The organism is Alteromonas sp. Cnat2-8 (genome assembly GCF_022348355.1).
Taxonomy (GTDB): domain Bacteria; phylum Pseudomonadota; class Gammaproteobacteria; order Enterobacterales; family Alteromonadaceae; genus Alteromonas; species Alteromonas macleodii.
In genome coordinates, this window is the sequence record NZ_JAKREX010000004.1 from 534,804 (window position 1) to 557,679 (window position 22,876).

Here is a 22,876-nt window from a genome sequence, read left to right on the forward strand (position 1 = left end):
AAGAACCTTATTAGCTTTGTAACGCTTTGTGGCGACGCATCGCCCAATACGCAGTAACGAAATAGATAACGGTGCACGCGAACCCAACATTAAAGAATAAGTCTCGGTTCAATTCGTAAGCGGCAACCGTGTCACTAAGAGAAAAAGTTTTGATTGCCAATGCTATGGACACCAACAAACTCGCTAGCGAAGTAAGACGCAGTAATTTAGATACGGCAGTAACGTCTTCAACGTGTTCGTTTTCTAACGCCGCTTCTTGCTGCTGATGAGCTTCAACACGTGCATTGAAAGCATCTACTTGTGCTTCTTGCTCAGGATAAGCTTGTTTTGCGCCATACTTGGCGGCCAGTGCTGTATAGACAGCTATAGTGAAGAACCACGTGGGTATGAATAGATAGTAAAAAGACATGACGTCTAATACATTTAAACCAAAGCCAAACACAAGCCCCAAACCCCAACTCGCTACCGCTGGTGTGCTGTGAGTAAGGCTTTGATAATGTGCCCAATAACGTGTGAATCCAATACGCGGAAAAATCATGTGCTCTGCGAACACAATTGCTCCTACAGGAACAACAAGTAATCCAGCATACGTTAACAGTGGCAGTAATTTAGTAAACACGAACGGGAAACACGCAATTGCAACGGTGACCATACCGACGACCGCGGTCGTTGTGGTACGTGATTTATCTTTAAAAATGGCTTGCGCGGCAAGTCCAGCGCGATAGAGATTCGCGTTTGCTGTAGTCCAACCTGCAACGATAACAATAACGAGTCCAGAAAGACCTAATGCATGGAAAGCCACATCGCCCGGGTCTAATTCACCAATGGACTTTTGAACAATAACCGCTGTTCCTGCGCCCATAATACCGGCTGAAATCCATGCTATATAATGACCAAATAACATACCCGCCGACGTACATAAACCGTAACGTTTACGCTTGGCAAAACGCAGTAATGCCATATCAATAAGGCCGAAATGCGTTATCGTGTTCGCTGCCCACGAAAAGCCAATCACTTCTAATAAACCAATACCAGGCTCACCACTTTGGGTGAAGCCCGTCCACACCGATGTACTACCGATATGAATAAAGTCATTCCACGATGTAAGAAACGTTTGCCCAATTACAGATTCAGCGAGTGCAGGCATTAGAATAAGTGGACCGCAAATGAACATGGTGAACAACCAAGGCGCACAAATACGAGAAAAATTGGAAACGGCGTTAAAGCCATACATAGCGACAAAGACAACTATCACACCGACTGCAAGCACGACGGCAACAAAAGCTAAATTAGTCGGATACCAATTTAACTGCGCCGGAATGTTCAATGCAAAACGCACGGCGGTTGCCGACACCGTAATCATAGCGGCCGATATCACTGTAAATATGATGACATTCGCCCAGTTATAGAGCTTGGTCATAGAGTCGCCAGCTATTTTCTGAAGATACGAGTACAAGCTCAAACGGGTATCTACAGCGATAGGCGTAGTGATAAGTGTCCAGCTTAGGACAGCAAGTAGATTACCAATTAATAAACCCAATAGAATATCGGTCATGGTGGCGCCTAGCGCAACAAAGGTTGCACCAAATACGAATTCAGTGGCTGCAACATGTTCACCGGCGTACAAGCCCATGAAATGCTTCCAGCCTTTCAGTTTATGTTTAGCGACGGGGAGTTGCTCGTCACTAACTTGTGAAATATCAATATCACTAGACGTCGACTTCATCTTCAAATCTCGTGTTGTAGGTGTATTTCCCACTGGTTTCAAAATACCTCAAGAGCATTTGCCCATGCATTGGGATATATCTCAATTTTTGTAAATATTTGCATATACCCACTACTTTGTAAACAGCCATTAACAAAATAAATGGAGGCTTGTTTATTTAATTAACACAATAAAAATGCACAATTAACCAATCAAAATAAACGCGATATAATCTATCCAATTGATACTATGAAGAAATTTTAGAGACGAAATTTGAGGCCGAAAACCGCGTATGTAGTCGTATGACTCAAGAACTGCTTGTTAAGGTAGAACAAACGCCATCAATTACCTTACACTTAGGCAAATGTTCATATAATTAGGGCCTGTTGACCTTTGGTGTACGAATACGGAATTGGCAAGGGGACGTTGGTTAAATGTTAATACTTAAAGGAAGGTGACTCTTGCAGGCACACAACGTGGAACTGGTGATTTTTGATTGTGATGGCGTACTGATTGACAGTGAAGTGCTGTCGATGCAGGCGTGGCAAGCACTTCTGTCTAGTTTCGATATTGCATTATCGAAACAATATTTTATAGAGCATTTTCTTGGCAAGAGCATGGAGCACGTTCAGGGTAAGTTAAAAGATGACTTTGCGCTCACACTTTCCACGTCCATGAAAAACAAATTCCATGGATTACTGTTCGACAGCTTCGAGTGCCATTTACAAAAGACTACCGGTATCACCTCTGTACTTTCTGCACTTAACTCACTAGGTATTCCATTTTGTGTCGCCACAAGCAGTTCACCTGAAAGAACAACAAAGGCGTTAACCAGTACAGGGCTTCTTTACTATTTTGAAGGCCGCATTTTCACGCGAGCACTCGTAAATAAAGGCAAGCCAGCACCAGATTTATTTTTATATGCGGCAAATGCTCTCAACATTGCCCCTAAAAACTGCCTAGTTATTGAAGACTCTCAGCCGGGGATCGCTGCCGCTAAAGCCGCAGACATGCGCTACTTCCACTATACAGGTGGCGCACATCTACAGAATTGTATTGTGACATCGGACAACACCATTAATTCATGGGACGAGTTTTACTCTCGAATCCCTGACATTTTTGACATGAGAAAAATTAAATGAGTAAGAAAGCACAAAACGAACTCAATAAACTCGACGAGGCCGCCAGAGCAGGATGGATGTACTATGTTGGTGGTAAGACACAAGATGAGATAGCTAAAACGCTCAAAACATCACGCCAAAGCGCACAACGCTTAGTGGCGTTATCCATGTCGGAAGGTCTTGTGAAAGTGCGCTTAGAACACCCGATTGCTAGATGTATGGAATTAGCGCAAGGCATAAAGAAAAAATTCGGATTAACTTTCTGTGAAGTCGTGCCCAGTGTTGATGACGATCCCAATTCAACGCTTGGCCTTGGTCAAGCGGGTGCAGCAGCAATAGAAAGAGCTTTAAAATTCGACGCTCCACAAACCATCGCGTTTGGCACTGGCCGTGTACTGCGTGCCTGTGCTGATGAATTGTCAATACTTCACTGCCCTCAGCATAAAATTGTTTCCCTTGTTGGTAATATTGCTGATAACGGAGAGGCGACGCGTTATGACGTTGCTGTTCACGTAGCCGACAGAGTTAAAGCACAGCATTATCCTATGCCTATCCCTGTAATAGCATCTAGTAAACTAGAACGGGAAATTTGGCAACAGCAACAACACATATCTAGAATTCACACGCTTGCCGAACAAGCGGATATTAGCTTCGTAGGCATTGGTAACTTAGGCAGTGTGTCTCCATTGTATAAAGACGGATTTATCGACGATGATCAATTAGCAACCCTCGCTGAATCTGGTGCAAGTGGCGAAATCATAAGCTGGATCTTTAATGAAGAAGGTGCGTTGATTAGTTGCGATATTAACGAGAGAGTAACGAGCTTTAAGTTGAAAGCAACGCCAGAAAAGCCTGTAGTAGGTGTTGCAGCGGGCGACAACAAACTGCACGCTATAAGAGGCGCTCTGCGATCGAAATTGCTCAATGGGCTCATCACGACAGAACGTACTGCCTCAGCACTGCTCACTTCTTAATTTCGTTCTTTTCTTATTAATACAATGCCTATTGCGTACATTTTTAATACGCATTAACTTCAACAAAAAGCAAAAAAACAGCATTAACGTTGTTTTTTTACACTTTATTTGGCTATTTATTGATCTTCGATTGCAATTCAACTTAGTTTGCCTGCGCCCTTTAATACTAAAGGCTACAGCGCATTTCATACCTCTTACATCTTTAGTCTAACGTATTATTCGATATACCTTGTTATTTGAATGAATGTTTTTCATTCGACCTGATTGTTTTTTAATTAATCCCGAACAGACAAACCGATTAATTAAACAAATATAACGAAGGAAATTTAACCATGTTGAAAATCGTTAAAACTTCTCTAGTCATCGCAGCATCAACATTAGCTTTTTCAAACGCAGCACAAGCAAATGACGTAAACGAGGCACTAGCAAACATCTGTACTATTGTTCAGGCTGACGACAAAGGCGAATTGCGTAAGAAGATGCGTCGCGTACAGTCAGACTTCAAATTAAAGTTACGCGATTATTACTCAGGTGTTTCATGCGGTGGTCAAAGCCTTATCCGCACGGCTTTAACGAACAACGCAGTTGAGGTAGGTACACTGCTTGTTAAGAAAATGCCAAGCAAAGACCTTTCTGAGCCCGAATCAGACGGCAAAACACTTCAAGCGTGGATAGCAGAGCAAGGCTTACAGAGCTCGCCAATTTCTGCTGAGCTTAACGATAGAATCTAAGCACTAATTCACATAGCCATGTGAGTCGATTCAACATGGTTGCAGCGTCAGCTGCAATGAAAGGCCCCGCTACGGGGCCTTTTTACTTTCTGTCTCTTTAAATTTTCACGTTCTTCAACCCAGTGACTTAGGTAATCAAGCTACGGTATGCGTGAGCTCGTAACGCAAGCTCACACTTTAGGTATGGATTGACATACCATGTTATTTTACAACATGTTTTTCAAATAGTTAGATTCGGGTTTAATGCATCTCAACGAACGAACACAATCTTAATAACAACAACCGAAGGAATTTAACCATGTTGAAAATCGTTAAAACTTCTCTAGTAATTGCAGCATCAACTTTAGCTTTTTCTAACGCAGCTCAGGCTAATGACATCAACGAAGCACTTGCAAACATTTGCACAATTGTTCAAGCAGATGACAAGGGCGAACTACGTAAGAAAATGCGTAGCGTTCAGTCAGACTACAAACTTAAGCTTCGCGATTACTACTCTGGCATTTCTTGTAACGGCCAAAGCCTAATTCGCACTGCTCTTACTAGCAATGCGGTTGAAGTAGGTACTCTACTGGTTAAGAAAATGCCAAGCAAAGACTTAGCAGAGCCTGAGTCAGACGGTAAGACACTTCAAGCGTGGATTGCTGAACAAGGTCTTCAAAGCTCTCCTATTTCAACAGAGCTTAACGGCAGAATCTAATATAACTAATTAATCACACCATGTGATGTAACGATTCAACATGGTAGCGGCAGGACGCCGCACTGGAGGCCCCTTTTAGGGGCCTCACCCCTTTCTAGAGCCCTATAAAATTTATCACTTCTTTTTGTACCCATTCAGGCTTTTCCCTGTGTAACCAGTGCGACGCGTGCGGATTAAACCGCTTAATTATCAATGGAACATAGTGTTCGATTTTATCTAGTACACTTAGATCAAACGCATCATCCTGCTCACCCCACAATAATAGAGTTGGGCAGTGAATGAATATTTCGGGTACACGAATATCATCCAACACTTTCTCAGATACATTCTTTTGTGGCACTTGTTGAGGCATTTGCCGATAGTAATTGAGCATCGCACTGAGGGTTTCAGGTTTACCCCAGTCGTTAAGTAGAGTCCTTGAATAGCTGGTTTCTTTCTCAAAAAAGCCGTTGCCTAACATATTTTTCAATAACGTAAAGCTTGTATTTGTAAGGGTCCGCTCTGCCCCCTTATCAATAAGCGCAGAGATATACTGGCTTTTTGCTCTTTGCGTAGAAGAGGTCTTTATTGCCCGTGTAAAACAAGAAGGATGAGCAGCATTAACAATAATAAGTTTGCTAATTAATGTTTGGTGAAAGGCTGCTAGGGGCCACGCTATTGCCCCCCCCAATCGTGTCCCAACAAAATAACTTTTCGGCCTTTTTGAACTTTCTCGATGAAGGCGGCCATTCGACTTATCAATGATGGAACTTGGTAGTCCGTTTCATTAGGTAGTGGACTCGATAAATGATAACCGGGCAAATCTGGGGCAATGATGTCAAGTGATGTGGGGAGTATCGCCATTAACGCTTCCCATGTGTGCGCATTTTCTGGGAAGCCATGAAACATGATAAGCAGAGGGTTCTCTGCGCTCTCTTCTTCTCGGGATAAATAATGAAGGCTGGCTCCCTCAACATTCACGTACTTTGACACAACCACTGTGCTCACTTCCTCTATGTTGTTTTTAAGAAACAAAAAGGCCGAGCAAAATAACGTATCCAAATGATTATTTGGTTAAATCATTTTCTCGGCTACATTATTTTCTCGGCCTTTCGTACGTCTTTTAATTACGCACGTGCATTGCTTTTATGTCGTTACTCGATAGCGAACATACTCTCTGGCATAGACATCAAGTTGTCTGCGCCTGATTGCATTGCCGAAACCAGTGAGCGAGTACGGGTTAACAAACGGTCAAAGTAGAAGCCCGTTGTTAAGATTTTACTCTTATAAAACTCGGTTTCGGTGCTACCTGCATCAAGCTGTTCTTGTGCTTTCACTGCCATTTTTAGCCAGAAGTAAGCAACGGTGACATAACCTGAATACATTAAGTAATCGACAGACGCTGCACCAATTTCATCTGGGTTCGATGCTGCTGCCTTACCGATATCCATAGTGATCTGCTGCCACTCGTCAAGATGAGAGTTTAGCGCGTTAGTCCAAGCACTAAACTGAGCGTTGTCACGCAATGAATTACAGTAGTCGCGCACTTCTTGAACAAACACATTAAGCAATTCGCCATTAGAGCCCATTACTTTACGACCTAATAGGTCAACGGCTTGAATACCTGTAGTACCTTCATACATGGTGCAGATACGGGTATCGCGAGCTAGCTGCTCCATACCCCATTCTTTGATAAAGCCGTGGCCGCCATAAACCTGCATACCGTAACTCGTGGCTTCTTGCGCGGTTTCAGTTAAAAAGGCTTTTACGATAGGCGTTAAGAATGCAAGTTTTGCATCCGCAAGTTGCTTCTCAGCCTCGTCGCTACCATACAAAGTAACGTCAACTAACTGCATACAGTAAGCGGCAAGCGCTCGGTTGCCTTCCGCGAACGCTTTCTGCGTTAACAGCATACGACGTACATCAGGGTGCACTATAATAGGATCAGCTGGGCCATCAGGATTTTTACGCCCTGTTAATGAACGGAACTGAATGCGGTCTTTTGCGTAGCGAAGCGCACCTTGGAATGCTGCTTCAGATGATGCCAAGCCTTCTAGACCAGTGCCAATACGTGCGGTATTCATGAACGTAAACATGCAATTTAGGCCGCGGTTTGGTGGCCCAATCAAATAACCTTTTGCACCATCGAAGTTGATCACGCAGGTTGCGCTGGCTTTGATCCCCATTTTATGTTCAATGCTTCCGCATCCTACTGCGTTTCTATCTTGCTTTTCGCCATCTTCAGACACGTTAAACTTAGGCACAACAAATAGTGAAATACCTTTGGTACCCTCTGGCGCATCTGGCAATCGAGCTAACACAATGTGTACGATATTTTCAGACAAGTCGTGTTCACCTGCCGAAATAAAAATCTTCGTTCCTGTTAAGCTGTAGGTACCATCTTCTTGAGGTTCCGCGCGACATTTCAACATGCCAAGGTCTGAACCGCAGTGTGCCTCGGTCAAACACATAGTACCTGTCCACTCACCGCTAACCAGTTTTTCAAGGAACATTTTTTGTAGCAATTCAGAGCCATGGGCTTTTATTGTTGCCATACAACCCTGGCTTAGACCTGGGTACATCGCCCAAGAATGGTTTGCGCCTGAGAACCACTCAGCAATGATAGATGACAATGAATATGGTAGTGCCTGACCGCCAAACTCCTCAGGGTGAGACATTCCTGGCCATCCGCCCTCAACATACGTTTGATAAGCTTCTTTAAAACCTTTAGGCGTTGTTACTTCACCATCAACCCACTTACACCCTTCTTCATCACCTGATGCATTGATGGGCGCCAGTACGTTCTCTGAAAACTTTGCAGCTTCAGCGAAAATCGCCGACACCAGATCTTCTGATGCTTCGTCGAAACCTAGCTTTTGATAGTGATTTTGATAATTTAGTAGCTCATGTGTTACAAACATGGCGTCACGTTGTGGAGCTTTATAACCTTCCATACCCAATACCTATATTACTTCAAATAGACCAGCAGCGCCCATGCCGCCACCGATACACATGGTGCAAACAACATATTTCGCACCGCGTCGTTTACCTTCGATGAGTGCATGACCCACCATGCGAGCACCGCTCATGCCGTATGGGTGACCAATAGAAATGGCACCACCGTTTACGTTTAATAATTCGTCTGGAATGCCTAACTTATCGCGGCAATAAAGTACCTGTACCGCAAACGCTTCATTAAGCTCCCATAGACCGATATCGTCCATGGTCAATCCATGCTGCTTTAATAGCTTAGGAATGGCGAACACTGGGCCAATTCCCATTTCATCTGGCTCACAGCCTGCCACTGCAATACCGCGATAAATACCAAGAGGTTGAGCATTGCCTTTTGCCGCTGAGTGCTCATCCATAATCACTGTCGCGCTGGCACCATCAGAAAGCTGGCTTGCATTACCTGCGGTAATACAACCACCTTCTATCACTGGGTTAAGCGCTTTAAGCCCCTCTAGCGTTGTTTCTGGGCGATTTCCTTCGTCTTTCGACAAGGTCACTTCACGCTCAGAGGTTTCACCTGTTTCTTTATTAAATAAGGCTTGCGTTGCTGTGATAGGTACAATCTCATCATCAAACTTGCCCGCTTCTTGAGCCGCTGCTGTGCGCATTTGGCTTTGGTAACCGTATTCGTCTTGTACGTCACGGCTAATGTTGTAGCGCTTACCCACCACTTCCGCAGTTTGAAGCATTGGCATATAAATATCTTTGTGCTTAGCAACCAGTGCAGGGTCTACTGCACGAAACATATTCATATTTTTGTTTTGCACTAAAGAGATAGAATCTAAGCCACCCGCAACCATAATGTTGGTATCGCCTGTACGAATTGAATTCGCTGCGGTAGCAATGGCATACATGCCAGAACTGCATTGGCGGTCGAGTGTCATGCCCGCTACGGTGACCGGTAAACCACCCGCTAAACCAGCCAAGCGGCCAATATTCATGCCGCCACTGCCTTGGGTTAACGCTGCGCCCATTACCACGTCGTCGACACTGGCAGGGTCGATCCCTGCGCGTGCTACTGCGTTTTGAATAGCATGGCCACCTAATGAAGGGGCTGGTAAATTGTTCAGTGCACCTTTATAAGCGCGCCCGATTGGCGTACGTGCTGTACTTACGATAACTGCATCGCGCATTTTCATATTCCTTTCAGTTGGGCTGAAAGTTCAGCCAAAGTTTAGCTAGGCCTATGTGCTTCCTCTCGAAGTTACCTAGCTTTACCAAATTCGGATGTCGGGTAACGAGAGCTATCGCTAGCTCTCACCGTCGATTAACTCTCGCTAACGAGAGCTTTGTCTACTTCGCTTTATAGCTTTTAAACGTGCCGCCGCTTTGGGCCAATTTCACCAACAAATCACTTGGTTCAAGCCACATCTTTCCGTAATCACCCAATTGATCACGATAGGTAGTCAGCTTATCTAAAATAGTGCCTAGCCCTACTTCGTCGGCATATTGCATAGGGCCGCCGCGATACACAGGGAAGCCATAACCGTAAACATAAATCACATCGATATCGCTAGATTTAGCTGCAATGCCTTCTTCTAAGATGGCAGCACCTTCGTTGATCAATGAGTACATGACGCGAACTAGAATTTCCTCATCGCTAATGTCTGAACGCTGAGCCACGCCTAAACGTTCTGCTTCTTGCTTGGCAATTTCTAATACTTCTGGATCTGGGACAGGAACTCGACTCCCAGGTTCATAGTTGTAAGCTCCGCGTCCGGTTTTGAGTCCGTTGCGCCCCTTTTCTACTAAGCGATCTGCCACTGCACCGTAAGCGGGGTCGTGTGCAATGTGCTCTTGTCGAGACTGTCGTACATAGTAACCAATATCTAATCCAGCCATATCACCCATAGTGAACGGCCCCATTGGCATGCCAAACTCGGTTAAAACACGATCAACTTGCTCAGGTGTTGCTCCTTCAAGCAGTAAGCGGTTAGCTTCACGGCCGTAAGGCTCAATCATGCGGTTACCTACGAATCCGAAGCAAACGCCTACCAACACCGCTACTTTCTTGATGCGTTTAGCCATCTTCATGCAGGTTTTAATGACTTCAGCAGATGTCTTCTCTGCTTTAACCACTTCTAGCAGTCTCATCACATTCGCTGGCGAGAAGAAGTGAAGACCAATCACATCTTCAGGACGGGATGTGGCTGTCGCTATTTCGTCTATATCCAGTGTTGACGTATTTGAAGCCAAAATGGCGCCTGGCTTACACACTTTATCCAGCGTCGAGAATACGGTTTTCTTTACTTCCATCTTCTCGAAAACGGCTTCGATGACGAGATCAACATCAGCTAAGTCGTCATACGACGTAGTACCTGAAAGCAGTGCCATGCGGCTCTCTACCTGCTCTTGGGTTAACTTGCCTTTTTTCGCTGAGTTTTCGTAGTTCTTTCTAATAAGCGCTAATCCCTTCTCTAGCGCTTCTTCTTTGAGCTCAAGCATTGTGACTGGAATGCCGGCATTGGCGAAGTTCATAGCGATACCACCGCCCATTGTTCCGGCGCCGATAATCGCAACTTTATCAATGTTGCGCTCAGGAGTATTTTTGTCGAAATCGCTCACATGACCTGCTGCGCGTTCAGCAAAAAAGAAATGCTGCTGGGCACGTGCCTGTGGCGTATTCATACACTCCATGAAAAGCTTGCCTTCATTTTTAAGGCCATCTTCAAAAGCAAGCGTGTAAGCGCCGCGTACCGCTTCGATACATTTTAATGGAGCAAAGAAACCACGAGTCGCTTTTTTAGTTTGTGCAGTTATTGCATCAAACACCGCCTGCGTTTCGTCAGACATGGACAGCGTGATATCACTGGTGCGTTTAATCGCTTTATCTGGCGTTAATGCTTGTAAATACGCTTTTGTATCTTCAAGTAAATGCTCAGGCTTATCAGAAATTTTGTCGAAGACACCTGGAAGTTTGACCACCGACGTAGGCTTGCCTGTTACGATCATTTCTAACGATGTTTGTGCGTCGGCTAAACGAGGAAGGCGCTGAGTACCGCCTGCGCCCGGTAATATGCCTAGATTTACCTCTGGAAGACCCACCTTATTGTCGGCAAAGGTGATGCGATGATGGCAAGCTAACGCCACTTCTAAGCCACCGCCGAATGCTGGTCCAGGGAGAACAGCAACAACCGGCTTAGACGCATTTTCAATCTTGTCTAGTACCTCAGGCAGCATGGGAGACAAATCGCCACCAGAGAATTCGCTGATGTCAGCTCCACCCGAAAAAATAGGTAGTGAAGAAGTAATAACAATGGCACGTACGCTGTCGTCATCTAGTGCATTGTTTATGCCTTCTATCAACCCTAGTCTGATAGCGCGTGACAGCGCATTAACGGGCGCACTTTGCATTGTCAGCGTGGCAACACCCTGTTGTACTGCATATTCTACGGCTTTATTTTCCATCTCAGTCATAACCATGTCCTGTTTATCACGTTAACTGGATGTTATTGCAGTGTTGTCAATCATCCAAGTTTATTGGTGTTATAGACATTTATCATAATATTTAATATTGACCGCCAGCCCCTTTGTGAATTCATTTCTCTGCGCAGAGCCTGTCCTACCTTGCCTAAGGTTTATTTGACAGAAAATAAAACCGGTGTTTTTGTTAATCGAGCAACACTTGTAATTACATTTTATTTACAAAAGGATGATTGGCTATGCAAGTGCTTAAAACACCGGAAAGCGCCTTCGACACGATCACTGACTTTCCCTACTCCCCCTGTTTCACTGAAGTAACAGACACAGTAAGCAGTGAAATAACAATGGCCCATTATCAATGTGGACCGAAAGATGGACATACCGTGCTATTAATACACGGCGAACCGACGTGGGCTTATTTGTACCGCAAGATGATGCCCATATTGGCTGATGCGGGATTCAATGTCATCGCGCCGGATCTCATTGGTTTTGGACGCTCAGATAAACCAGTAAGAAAGGAGGACTACTCCTACGCTCGTCATGTGATATGGCTAAAAGACTGGTTTTCACAGGCTACTAAGGGCCCTGTTACACTCTTTTGTCAAGACTGGGGAGGTTTACTAGGCCTGCGACTTGTCGCCGATATGCCTGAGCGTTTTTCGGGTGTAATGGTGTCTAATACCGGATTGCCCACTGGCGACCACCCGCCAAACGATGCTTTCATCAAATGGCGCCGATTCTCACAGGATGTCGCCGTATTTCCCACATCTACGATCATTCAAAACGCCACAACCACTGTTCTAGATGAGGCGACGCTTGCAGCTTACGACGCCCCTTTTCCAGACGAAAGCTTTAAAGCGGGTGCACGTATGTTCCCTATTCTTGTTCCTACAAGCCCAGACAATGCTGAGGCGCAGGCGAATAGACAGGCATGGGAAAAGCTAAAGCAATATGACAAACCTTTTGTTACGGCTTTCGGTGATAGCGACCCTGTCACTAAAGGTGGCGATAAGGTATTTCAAAAGCTCGTTCCTGGTAGCAGCGGTATGGTTCATACCCTTGTAGAAAACGGTGGTCACTTTATCCAGGAAGATCAAGGGGAAATGCTAGCCAAATTACTCATTCAATTTATAAACCAAACGCAGTTGAAATAGCCACGTTTCAAAAAACATTAAACAGTTACTAATAGGAGATTACCATGGATGCTCTACTCGACTTTTCAGGGCAAGTTGTATTAATTACCGGCGCAGGCAGTGGTTTTGGCCGCTTGTTATCGCTAGGTCTTGCTAACCGAGGAGCAAAACTCGTTCTTTCAGACATTAACGAAACCGCCCTTGAGGAAACGAAAAAGGATGTAAAAGCACTCACTGATGTCGTGGTGCTAGCGGGTAATATTGCTAGCGAGTCGCTAAATAAGGCGCTGGTTGAAACAGCCATTGAAACCTTTGGCAAACTGGATATAGCCGTAAATAATGCAGGCATAGCGCATAACCCTGCACCAATTCATCAAATGACAGAGGAAATCATGGACTCGCAGTTCGCTGTGAATGTAAAAGGCGTTATGTTTGGAATGAAGTACCAAATACCCGTTATGCTTGCACAAAAGCAAGGGCACGTTTTAAATGTAAGCTCACTTGCAGGACTAGGTGGAGCCCCTAAAGGCGGTGCTTATGCTGCAGCAAAACACGCGGTTTCGGGGATAACCCGCACAGCCGCGGTGGAATACGGCCGAAAGAATGTTCGCGTTAATGCAATTTGCCCATTCTATAGTCCTACCAATATTTTGAACGTAGACGGGTACAACACCCCTGAAGCGCGCGAGCAACTAGGCATGGGAAGTCCTATGAAACGTCTAGGCGAACCGCAAGAAATCGTTAACACCATGATGCTGATGCTTTCCCCTGGCAACTCGTACATGAACGGGCAAACCATAGCAGTAGATGGTGGTGTTACAGCGTGGTAATTTTTATCTCGCAGTTTCGAAATACATGCAAAGGTATTTTTTGACATACCTTTGTATGACTCATCATGTTTCTCTTTCGTTCTACTTTAGGTGTAATGAAGAGGAACAAACAAAATCGATGAATGAGGCGAGTGCAACCGCCTCTGCAATCGACCCCCATCAAGTAAAACCCAATAATTTTATTTAGCGATTAAGTTGAACAAAAAGAGAAAAATGTGATGAAAAAGCCAAGTAAAAACATTTTTTTAGCTACTACACTTTGTATAACCTATTCGTTGATTAACGTTAGTATTGCGCAAGAAGCCCAATCTACGCTTGTAAATATGAAGGAAGTGCCTTCTTCCCAACTATTAAAGAAGCAACGTCAAAATAAACCGCTAGCACTAAGCACAGTAAAGCGCGGTACTGATGTTTCGCTTCAAACCACCAAACAATCCAAAAGCCAATACCTTATTCATAGCGCACTGCCAAGTCACCGCTTCAGCGCTAAGTAATTTGTAGGCGAGTACTCGTCTATCAGGTTAATCCTTTATTTAACGCCATTCTTTTCGTTTATTATTCTTTTTTACTCTATCGCACACTTAGAAATAGTATTCTACGAATCAAATATTTATACCAATCCGCATAGATAAGTGCTAACTGACGACATAGCGCTTCTGAAAAAGTAGCGCCCTCGTTACGACATTAGCGACATATGAGTTAATTATACTAATTGTGAATAGCGCGACACCTATTTGAAAACTATCTTCAAGATTACCACAGGTAGAAGAAGTCACAGGAAAGAGGTGAACATGCTTTTAAAACCAAAACACATCGCGTTATTGTTCACGCTGGCAATTGCAGTATCTGCAATGGGATAAGCACGAAGGCGTTTCAACATGGAAACGCCCTTCGAAAGCGATCTTAGGTCGCAGTTTTTCTTGCTAGACGTAACGTAGGATTCTTTAGGTTAACGTTTAAAAAACTCAAAGCTTAGCGGATACACCCACAACTCCCCTTTGTTCGCTTTGACTGCTGCCACGATAGCAAAGACGATGTTCATTAATCCAAGAGCGATGAAGCCTAGCGCTCCTATGATAATCAGCGTCAAGACAAAACAAATAACAGAGTAAATGAGCAAGCTTATTAACCAATTCGCTGTCACCCTGCCGTGCTGATTGATGTCTTCGTTTTGATCTTTGTGAGCAATCCATAGCACGATAGGCAATATGATACCTAAGCCAGGTATAATGAAACTGGATAACTGAGAAACATGAATGAGTGTACAGTAGCTCCGAGCGTTCAAGCCCCAGTAGAGTGGTTCTTCCGTTGACATAATGATCCTTTTTATTGCGTTGGTTTGATTTGATAAATATAGGCGTTTTCAGTGTGACCGGCATCAAGCTTAACAGAAACAATGACCCGCTCATATTGGTCACCTTCAAACTCATCCAGCATGGCCCAGTTTTCGGCAAGTTGAGAAGACGTTAGCATCATGCCCTTCACCTCTTCTTTTGCTTTAGTTAGATCAGAAATAACAATTCCTGGAAACCCCATAACTGCTCCCCACCCTTGTTGAACTAAGTGCCCTTCTACCGTACCAGACTGCCACTGGCCACCAATATGAGCGACGATATGGTGATTTGGACAATTAGGAGCAAGGCTTCCGTAGATAAACAACCTTTCTAAATCAGGTGTAGCAGACGTTACATTGTCATTGGTTTGCATTACTTTGACCCATTATTAAAAAACTTTTCGTCAGGTGTTGAGGTAAATTTAAAAACAGGCCCCAACCGTTCGCATTGCTAGTTATAACTTGCCTAAAAAAGCTAGTGCTTTTGTGAGAGTAATATCGAATTTATTTTACAAAAGCAACACAGCGTTACACAATGCAAGAGCATGTCTATGTGAACGTCGATTCACGTAAAAAAACACAATAATTAAAGGACAAAGTATGCTCAATCACAAACGTACTCTGATAGCAGCATTGGTAAGCGTTTCGCTTATGGGGTGTGGCGAAAGTACAACACAGACAGAAACTAAACCACAACTCACTGCACAAGACGCCAAGCAGTTTTTAACACAGGCGCAAAATGATATTGCAAAAATGCAAGTTCCTGCCGCGCACGCCGAGTGGAGCTACGCCACGAATATCAATTTCGATACAGCAGCAGTCAGTGCTTACTTTAATGAAGTGCTTTCTACCAAGGTTGCAAAGTTAGCTAAAGAAGCGGCGAAATTTAACGATGTAGACGTAGATGCCGACACACGCAGACAGCTTGATCTACTTAAAAACAGTTTAACAATGCCGCCGCCGGCAGATGCCGAAAAAGCAGAGCGGCTTGCAAAAATTGGTTCTGACTTAAGTGCCATGTACGGCTCTGGTGAGTATTGCAGCGAAGATGGTACGTGCAAAAGCTTGGTTGAAATGAGCTCTGAAATGGCCACCCTACGCGATGCTGACAAGCTACTAGAATATTGGACAGGCTGGCGTGAAGTATCTAAACCAATGGCAGGACTCTATGCAGAACAAGTATCGCTTGCCAATGAAGGCGCTGCAGAGCTAGGTTTTGAAAACGTCAGCGCCTTGTGGCGTGGAAAGTACGATATGCCAGCAGATGAATTTCCCAAGGAATTGGATCGCTTATGGACGCAAGTAGAGCCTTTCTACGAGTCACTACATTGCCATGTGCGCGCTAAGCTAGGTGAACACTATGGCGAAGACGTAGTACCTCAAGACAAACCAATCCCAGCCCATTTATTAGGTAACATGTGGGCACAGTCGTGGGGGAATATTTACGATATCGTTAAACCTCAGCAAGAAATGAAAGTTCCTGATGTTACAGGCGCATTAGCTGAACAGGGGTATGACGAAATCGCCATGGTTAAACAAGCAGAGTCATTTTTCTCATCACTTGGCTTTGAAGAACTTCCAGATACCTTTTGGGAACGCTCTATGTTTCAAAAGCCTGAAGGCCGTGACGTTCAGTGTCATGCCTCTGCGTGGGATTTAGATGACAAAGACGATCTTCGTATAAAGATGTGTATTCAAAAGACTGGCGAAGAATTTAACGTTATTCACCACGAATTAGGTCACAACTACTATCAACGCGCTTATAAAGACCAACCACTTCTTTACCGTGGTTCGGCAAACGACGGCTTCCACGAGGCTATTGGCGACACCATCGCTTTATCAATAACACCTAAGTACCTTAAGCAAATCGAGTTAATTGATGAGATCCCAGACGCATCAAACGATATCGGTATGTTAATGCAAGTTGCGTTAGACAAGATTGCCTTCATTCCCTTTGGTCTGATGGTTGACCAATGGCGCTGGAAAGTGATGTCAGGTGAAGTAACACCTGAACAATACAATCAACTATGGTGGGAATTGAGAGAAAAGTATCAGGGTGTGATGGCGCCTGTTGAGCGCAGCGCCGACGCATTTGATCCGGGTGCAAAATATCACGTGCCTGCTAACGTACCTTATACACGCTATTTCCTAGCGCATATCCTTCAATTCCAATTCCATAAAGCACTGTGTGACATTGCAGGTGATGAGGGCCCGCTTAACCGCTGTTCTATCTACGGCAGTGAAGAAGCCGGTAAAGCACTTAACGAAATGCTAGAGATGGGTATGAGCCAACCTTGGCAAAATGCGTTAGAAACACTGACAGGCTCACCGCAAATGGATGCCAGTACTATCGCTGACTACTTTGCGCCACTAAAAACGTGGTTAGATGAGCAAAATGCTACTCGCCAGTGTGGCTGGTAACTATATCCGTTATGATTAGCCACTGGCTAACATAATTAATGCAGTCCAAAAAGCCTCGAATTTCGAGGCTTTTTTTGTTGAATTTAAACTTTTGTACCATTGTAAGAGCGGTAGATTAGCGTAACGTTAGTGTATAAATTTTATGTAATTTTTGATTATATTATGCGCACCCTGTTGGTACTTTCGCTTTTCATAGTTTTTACTGCAACTTGCAGCCTACCTGCACGCGCGAAACCTATTGCCCCAGCGTTTCACTCCTACAATATGGATAGTGGTATCGCCCACGTATCCATTTCAGATATTGCGGAAGATAAATATGGTTTTCTGTGGTTGGCATCGCAGTCTGGTGTCGATAAATTTGACGGCTATACATTTCGAAACTTCGGCTTGTGGGGTGAAGACAAGTCAACAGGCCTCCAAACCCTGTTCGCCCTTCAGATAGAGGCAAGCTTAGACGGTCAATACCTGTGGGTGGGGACATACAGCGGGCTGAGCCGTATAGATGTTGATACTGAGTCGTTCAAGCACTACACGTTACCGGCGTCAGAGCCTTTCAATAAACAGGTAATTAATAGGATCAAGACCACCCACAATGGCCAGCTTTGGATTGTCTCTGAACGAAACCTTTACACATACTCTCCAGAATCAGACAGTGTAGAACTGGTCAGCTACCTTCCCAGTACCACGAGTACGCTGACAGACATAGAACTTATCGGTAACACGCTTTATGTCACTTCCACCTCGGGTCTTTATAAACTTGATCCGTTTAAGAAGTCTCTTGAGTTAGTGGCTTTTGAAAACATGAACTTTACTCGACTGGTGGCAGCAGAGAAATCTCGATTCTGGTTGGGCACCGCTACCCACGGCGCATGTTTGTTCAATCCCGACGAGCAAAGCACTATCATCGACAAAAGCTGTACCTCTGAAACTCACGGATTATCTGATAACTACGTTACAGACATCTTATTAAAGGACAACGGTGATATATGGGTTTCTACTCAGCGTGGGCTGAATATTTTAACGTCACATAACCCCAACTCTGTGCTGCGTGCACCGATTAACGAGAAAGATGCGGCCAAAGAGAGAATTTCAAGCCTTTATCAAACGAAAGCTGGGCTGGTTGTCGTTGGCACCAGAGACGATGGGTTTGCGATCAGTAACCCTCTGCTTAGCAACTTCTACTCTCAGGAAATAGGCGAAGGACGAATCATTTCCTCTTTATCGAATTACAAAGATAACCAAGTATGGGTAGCGAACGAAAAGGGCCTTTGGCTTTACGACACAATAAGTAAAACTCGACAAGGCCCATTTACTTCCAATGGTGCATTTGCGAGTAGCGAAGACACTAACGACAAGCTGTTGAGCGTGTTTTATCATACGAAAAGCGATGCATTATGGGTAACCACACGCACAGGCCTCGCCAAACTGAACCCTCAGACCAGAAACCTAGAATTTGTTGCGCTGAATGGTAAATCGGGTTACAGCATTAATATCGATGATGACGGAGACATTTGGTATGGCGGCTACAGCGATGGGCTGTTTGTATATCGCCCGTCAGAAGATAGGGTAATAAAGCAATGGCCATTGTCGCTGACAACGAGAATTGTTTTGGACGACAATGAAAACGCATGGTTAAGTACGGTATCCGGTTTATTTGTTGCGAATAAACTGACTGGAGACTTGACCAGCGTCAGTGAGTTTACGGACAAGATATCAGATCAAACTGTAGTGACGTGGATTTCTCAGTCAAAACGCGGTGGTTATTGGGTTGGAACGCAAGCAGCTGGACTCTTCTTTATGTCTAAAGAAGGCAGTGATTTGTCAACGATTAAAGTGACACAAATTAAGCCTGAAAGTCGATTGAGCAATGTATCCATCGGGGCAATTGTTGAAGATGATGAATATGGGCTTTGGATCTCTACAATTGAAGGGATTGCGTATTTAGCACCTGACTTGTCTACCCTTTCTTATTTCGGTGCAGAAAACGGCGCACTGTCTACGGGTTACTATATTGGCTCTGTCACCGTAACTGAAAATAACACAATAATGTTTGGTGGAGCGGAAGGCTTAACACAATTTACTCCCTCACAAGTGGCAAATGTAAAGTGGTCACCTGGAGTGCACCTCACAAACGTTGAAACGGTGAGTAGGAACGAGCAAAACGGAACAACCTATCAGCAAAGACAGCGTCTAGACGAGGTAATCGAACTTAAACATAATGATATTGCGCTCACGATTGAATTTGCCGCCACTGATTATATGAATGCAAACGAACTTACGTATGCCTATAAACTCGCAGACTTTGAGAACAGCTGGCGCTTTACTGACTACAAGACAAGAACGGCCACCTACACCAACTTGGACCCAGGACGCTACCGCTTCACTGTTAAAGCTATAAATCAAGAGAATGAATGGAGCACCAATGCAGCGCAACTTGAAATAGTTGTAGTTCCACCATGGTGGGATAAGCCTATATGGCGTGTGGCGATTACCCTGCTAGGCATGCTGTTGATTTCATCGATGGTGTGGCTGAGGATAGCATCGTTGAAAAAGCGCTCTGCTGAACTTGCACTAAAAGTTGAGGAAAAAACCCGAGACTTAGAGGCGGTCGTAGAAAAGTTAACGCAGCTTTCAACTCAGGACGCATTGACGGGTCTCAAAAATCGTCGCTACTTTACACAAAGAGCCAAGGCAGCATGGCAAAATTATAAACGCCATAATCATACTTTCTCCTTGCTAATTGTTGATATTGATTTCTTCAAGCGTATTAACGATGAATACGGTCATCATGTGGGTGACACAGTACTGGTCAAAATAGCTAGGATCCTGGAAGATAGTTTAAGAGAGAGTGACGTTATTGCGCGATGGGGCGGTGAGGAGTTTCTTATATTGCTGCCTTCATTAAAGGTACAAGAAGCATTTTGGGTGGCAGAAAAGCTACGTAAAACTGTCGCGGATTACGAAATCGATGCTCCCCCCTACTCTGTATCGGCTACCATAACCTGTGGTGTAGCGGATATACGAGATTACGATAGCGTCGAGGCTTGCATCCACGCCATCGATAAAAAGCTATATGTCGGCAAAGAATCAGGCCGAAATGCGGTGATAAAATAGCCGCTGGCTGATCATCGTACCTTTTAGTTTCTCTTCCCCCCATTGCATTGCCGTTTAAATGGCAATGCATGCAGGCAAACGTTTTGTCATGCATTTTATCGCAGTAATTGATCGCTTTCCTTTTTACCCGCCTATGTATTGTGAATTCTTAAGTAGCTTAAGATGAGCGAAATCACCCACAAGGAGGATGAAAACATGGCAAATGTATTAGTAATCGGCGCATCAGGCCAAATTGGTAAGCAAGCAACAGTGAAATTGTTGGATGCTGGTCACAAAGTCGTAGCGCCAGTAAGAAGCCCAGACAAACTGTCAGATATCCAAAATGCCAACCTCACAGTGGTTGAGCAGGATTTAGAAAAAGATTTTTCAGCACACTTTGAAGGTGTGGACGTTGCGGTTTTCACAGCAGGTTCAGGCGGTAGCACCGGCGCAGATAAAACACTTATGATTGATCTTTGGGCGGCCCGCAACGCGGTTAACTATGCAAAAGCGGCGGGGACACCCAAATTTGTTATGGTTAGTTCTATTGGTGCAGACGATCCTGACGCCGTGGAGTCAGCAATAAAACCATATTTGGTTGCCAAACACATGGCCGACGAGCATTTAATTAATAGCGGCTTACATCACGTAATTCTTCGACCTGGCACTTTATTAAATGAACCGGGCACGCATTTAGTACGAACCGATATGCCAAGCAATAGGGACGATGCTGTAATACCAAGAGAAGATGTAGCGACAGCTATTGTCGAAAGCGTTGCAAGAGAAAGTAATGCTGACTTGATCACCTATTTATTTAAAGGTGATACACCAATTTCCCATATTTTCTAGGTGATCGGCGCCCTCTCATTTGCCAATGCGTTATCGCGTCTATTCAAGCTAGAGAGGGCTTACTTTTTGCTTAGGTCGCCGGTTTGTATACTGCTGACTTAGGTGGTGCCCAGAATAGGCAGTATCATGCACTCAATGTGTGCCTACTTAGAGACTAGAGGTGGTTACCTACGGTATTAATGACTGGCTAACCCAGTTGCCATTTCCGTCTTTTTGATGCCACTCTCGACTTTGAGGGTTACCTCTCAAATTCAGGTAATCTACGCTATCAATAGCTAGCATGATCACGCAAAAGTGAGGTGGAACTACACCAAAATCCCCTTCAACCTGTAGTGCCGAACCATCGTTTCTTGGCGTGCCGGGCTCGCCCCACAAAAACTGCTTTTTGCCTGCATCTGACAATTTATTCCAGTGCTGAGTAACTAAGTCAGCATCTTGATGTAACGTTATTATTGTTGCATTACAAGAGAAGCGATATTGCTCCCGGGTTTTAGAAAAATACCAACATACCTGCGAGTGAGGATTCTGGCCAAGCTGGTCATATTTATCTGAGCGGGTGTCAGAAATAACCACCAGTTGGTTGTCGTCGGTGATCCCTCTAAAAACCACGGTACGGCAGTACGGTACACCACTACCGTCCACAGTAGCTAACTGAAAGTAACGACTTTCTGGCATACTGCGGGTTTGGTGAAGACTCTTTGTCAACCCTTGTCGCCACTGGGGCATAACCACCTCCGAGAGTAAAATCGCCTGGTTTACCGCTACGCGGCTTTCTTCTTCGCAGCTAAAGAGAACAGCGTGTAGAAGTTTTGCGTGGTAATTTCCGCTAGTTCTTTTACCGTCACGCCTTTAAGCTCAGCAATAAATTCTGCCACTTCTACCACGTAACCTGGCTGGTTTTGTTTACCTCGATGAGGAACTGGCGCAAGCCATGGTGAGTCAGTTTCAATAAGTAGTCGCTCTAAAGGGATCGCTTTTACCACTTCACGCAATTCATCTGCTGAATTAAAGGTTACGATGCCTGAAATAGAGATATAGAAGTCCATCTCTATTGCTGCCAGTGCCATGTCTAATGACTCAGTAAAGCAATGCAAAACACCTTTGGTGTGCGCAGCTTTGTGTTGGCGGAGTAAGTTAATGGTGTCTTCCCTTGCATCCCGCGTATGAATAATTAACGGCTTTTTAGTTTCGTTAGCTACTTTGATGTGGTCGACGAAAGATGTTAGCTGGACTTCTTTACTTTCCGGGCTATAAAAATAGTCCAGCCCAGTTTCGCCAATGGCTACCACTTCTTCACGCTGCGCCTTCTCTAACAGTTCTTCATAGCTACACGCTTCATCTTGATGTAGTGGGTGCACACCACAAGATACTGATACATCTTCAAACTGACTTACAGCTGCTAACATGCTGTCGTAATCACCAACAGATACGCACACACAAAGGAAGTGTTCAACACCTCGGGTTCTTGCGAAATTTAAGGTTTCAGCCAGCTCTTCTGGCCCTTGCTTAAGTCGGTCTAAGTGACAATGAGAATCTACGAACAAACTACACCTGTTTTAAAAAATTGCTGTCAGA

20 protein-coding genes are annotated in these 22,876 nt (G+C 44.5%); 10 read left to right on the forward strand and 10 right to left on the reverse strand.

Translation table 11 applies throughout. The annotated features are described in order from the left end of the window. Positions 1 to 10 precede the first annotated feature (10 nt). The gene (locus MHN00_RS13225) at positions 11 to 1,726 is read right to left on the reverse strand and encodes a membrane protein (protein WP_014976338.1); all 1,716 of its coding nucleotides are present in this window, start codon (positions 1,724 to 1,726) and stop codon (positions 11 to 13) included. 440 nt (positions 1,727 to 2,166) lie between these two features. On the opposite strand from MHN00_RS13225, the gene MHN00_RS13230 reads away from it, so the two are divergent. From MHN00_RS13230 to MHN00_RS13245, 4 genes are all read left to right on the forward strand, one after another. Then, on the forward strand, positions 2,167 to 2,847 hold the full coding sequence (locus MHN00_RS13230) for an HAD family hydrolase (RefSeq protein WP_239301411.1): 681 nt from the start codon (positions 2,167 to 2,169) through the stop codon (positions 2,845 to 2,847). Next, the gene (locus tag MHN00_RS13235) at positions 2,844 to 3,800 is read left to right on the forward strand and encodes a sugar-binding transcriptional regulator (protein ID WP_014949236.1); all 957 of its coding nucleotides are present in this window, start codon (positions 2,844 to 2,846) and stop codon (positions 3,798 to 3,800) included. The genes MHN00_RS13230 and MHN00_RS13235 overlap by 4 nt, the downstream gene beginning before the upstream one ends. A 332-nt stretch (positions 3,801 to 4,132) precedes the next feature. Further along, on the forward strand, positions 4,133 to 4,531 hold the full coding sequence (locus MHN00_RS13240) for a DUF3718 domain-containing protein (protein WP_014949235.1): 399 nt from the start codon (positions 4,133 to 4,135) through the stop codon (positions 4,529 to 4,531). A 298-nt stretch (positions 4,532 to 4,829) separates the two neighbouring features. Further along, a complete protein-coding gene (locus MHN00_RS13245; protein ID WP_014949234.1) occupies positions 4,830 to 5,228 on the forward strand; it encodes a DUF3718 domain-containing protein in 399 nt (132 codons plus the stop codon). A 94-nt stretch (positions 5,229 to 5,322) separates the two neighbouring features. Here MHN00_RS13245 and MHN00_RS13250 read toward each other — a convergent pair whose 3' ends face one another. From MHN00_RS13250 to MHN00_RS13270, 5 genes are all read right to left on the reverse strand, one after another. Continuing rightward, positions 5,323 to 5,898, reverse strand: coding sequence for an alpha/beta hydrolase (locus tag MHN00_RS13250; protein ID WP_239301412.1), 576 nt, complete (start codon positions 5,896 to 5,898; stop codon positions 5,323 to 5,325). After that, positions 5,883 to 6,206 (reverse strand): alpha/beta fold hydrolase, encoded by a 324-nt coding sequence (locus MHN00_RS20560; RefSeq protein ID WP_239301413.1) that lies wholly within the window; start codon positions 6,204 to 6,206, stop codon positions 5,883 to 5,885. Before MHN00_RS20560 ends, MHN00_RS13250 begins: the two co-directional genes overlap by 16 nt. Positions 6,207 to 6,361: 155 nt before the next feature. After that, positions 6,362 to 8,161, reverse strand: a complete 1,800-nt coding sequence (locus tag MHN00_RS13260; protein WP_014949232.1) for an acyl-CoA dehydrogenase C-terminal domain-containing protein — start codon at positions 8,159 to 8,161, stop codon at positions 6,362 to 6,364. 9 nt (positions 8,162 to 8,170) lie between these two features. Then, positions 8,171 to 9,352 (reverse strand): acetyl-CoA C-acyltransferase, encoded by a 1,182-nt coding sequence (locus MHN00_RS13265; RefSeq protein WP_014949231.1) that lies wholly within the window; start codon positions 9,350 to 9,352, stop codon positions 8,171 to 8,173. A gap of 160 nt (positions 9,353 to 9,512) precedes the next feature. After that, positions 9,513 to 11,636 carry a 3-hydroxyacyl-CoA dehydrogenase NAD-binding domain-containing protein gene (locus tag MHN00_RS13270; protein WP_239301414.1) on the reverse strand — a complete coding sequence of 708 codons (2,124 nt, stop codon included), beginning with the start codon at positions 11,634 to 11,636 and terminating at the stop codon, positions 9,513 to 9,515. Between the two features lie 245 nt (positions 11,637 to 11,881). Here MHN00_RS13270 and MHN00_RS13275 point away from each other — a divergent pair, with 245 nt between their 5' ends. The 3 genes from MHN00_RS13275 (at position 11,882) to MHN00_RS13285 (ending at position 14,099) form a co-directional block, all read left to right on the forward strand. After that, positions 11,882 to 12,796 carry a haloalkane dehalogenase gene (locus MHN00_RS13275; RefSeq protein ID WP_239301415.1) on the forward strand — a complete coding sequence of 305 codons (915 nt, stop codon included), beginning with the start codon at positions 11,882 to 11,884 and terminating at the stop codon, positions 12,794 to 12,796. A gap of 44 nt (positions 12,797 to 12,840) precedes the next feature. Continuing rightward, positions 12,841 to 13,605, forward strand: coding sequence for a glucose 1-dehydrogenase (locus MHN00_RS13280; RefSeq protein WP_014949228.1), 765 nt, complete (start codon positions 12,841 to 12,843; stop codon positions 13,603 to 13,605). A 218-nt stretch (positions 13,606 to 13,823) separates the two neighbouring features. Further along, entirely contained in the window at positions 13,824 to 14,099 is a 276-nt protein-coding gene (locus MHN00_RS13285) for a hypothetical protein (RefSeq protein WP_014949227.1), read from the forward strand. A 455-nt stretch (positions 14,100 to 14,554) separates the two neighbouring features. On the opposite strand, the gene MHN00_RS13290 is transcribed toward MHN00_RS13285, so the two are convergent. Together MHN00_RS13290 and MHN00_RS13295 are read right to left on the reverse strand one after the other, a co-directional pair. Next, positions 14,555 to 14,920 (reverse strand): DUF4870 domain-containing protein, encoded by a 366-nt coding sequence (locus MHN00_RS13290; RefSeq protein WP_014949226.1) that lies wholly within the window; start codon positions 14,918 to 14,920, stop codon positions 14,555 to 14,557. 11 nt (positions 14,921 to 14,931) lie between these two features. Next, positions 14,932 to 15,312, reverse strand: a complete 381-nt coding sequence (locus MHN00_RS13295) for a gamma-glutamylcyclotransferase family protein (protein ID WP_239301416.1) — start codon at positions 15,310 to 15,312, stop codon at positions 14,932 to 14,934. Positions 15,313 to 15,538: 226 nt separating this feature from the next. On the opposite strand from MHN00_RS13295, the gene MHN00_RS13300 reads away from it, so the two are divergent. From MHN00_RS13300 to MHN00_RS13310, 3 genes are all read left to right on the forward strand, one after another. Then, on the forward strand, positions 15,539 to 17,359 hold the full coding sequence (locus MHN00_RS13300) for a M2 family metallopeptidase (RefSeq protein WP_014976329.1): 1,821 nt from the start codon (positions 15,539 to 15,541) through the stop codon (positions 17,357 to 17,359). A 264-nt stretch (positions 17,360 to 17,623) separates the two neighbouring features. Further along, positions 17,624 to 20,473 (forward strand): ligand-binding sensor domain-containing diguanylate cyclase, encoded by a 2,850-nt coding sequence (locus MHN00_RS13305; RefSeq protein WP_239301417.1) that lies wholly within the window; start codon positions 17,624 to 17,626, stop codon positions 20,471 to 20,473. Positions 20,474 to 20,668: 195 nt separating this feature from the next. Then, positions 20,669 to 21,301, forward strand: coding sequence for an SDR family oxidoreductase (locus tag MHN00_RS13310; protein WP_014949222.1), 633 nt, complete (start codon positions 20,669 to 20,671; stop codon positions 21,299 to 21,301). A 168-nt stretch (positions 21,302 to 21,469) separates the two neighbouring features. Here the strand turns inward: MHN00_RS13310 and MHN00_RS13315 are convergent, their stop codons facing one another. Both MHN00_RS13315 and MHN00_RS13320 read right to left on the reverse strand, forming a co-directional pair. After that, a complete protein-coding gene (locus tag MHN00_RS13315) occupies positions 21,470 to 22,027 on the reverse strand; it encodes a pyridoxamine 5'-phosphate oxidase family protein (protein WP_101564346.1) in 558 nt (185 codons plus the stop codon). Between the two features lie 35 nt (positions 22,028 to 22,062). After that, the gene (locus tag MHN00_RS13320) at positions 22,063 to 22,845 is read right to left on the reverse strand and encodes a TatD family hydrolase (RefSeq protein WP_014979120.1); all 783 of its coding nucleotides are present in this window, start codon (positions 22,843 to 22,845) and stop codon (positions 22,063 to 22,065) included. Positions 22,846 to 22,876: the final 31 nt, after the last annotated feature.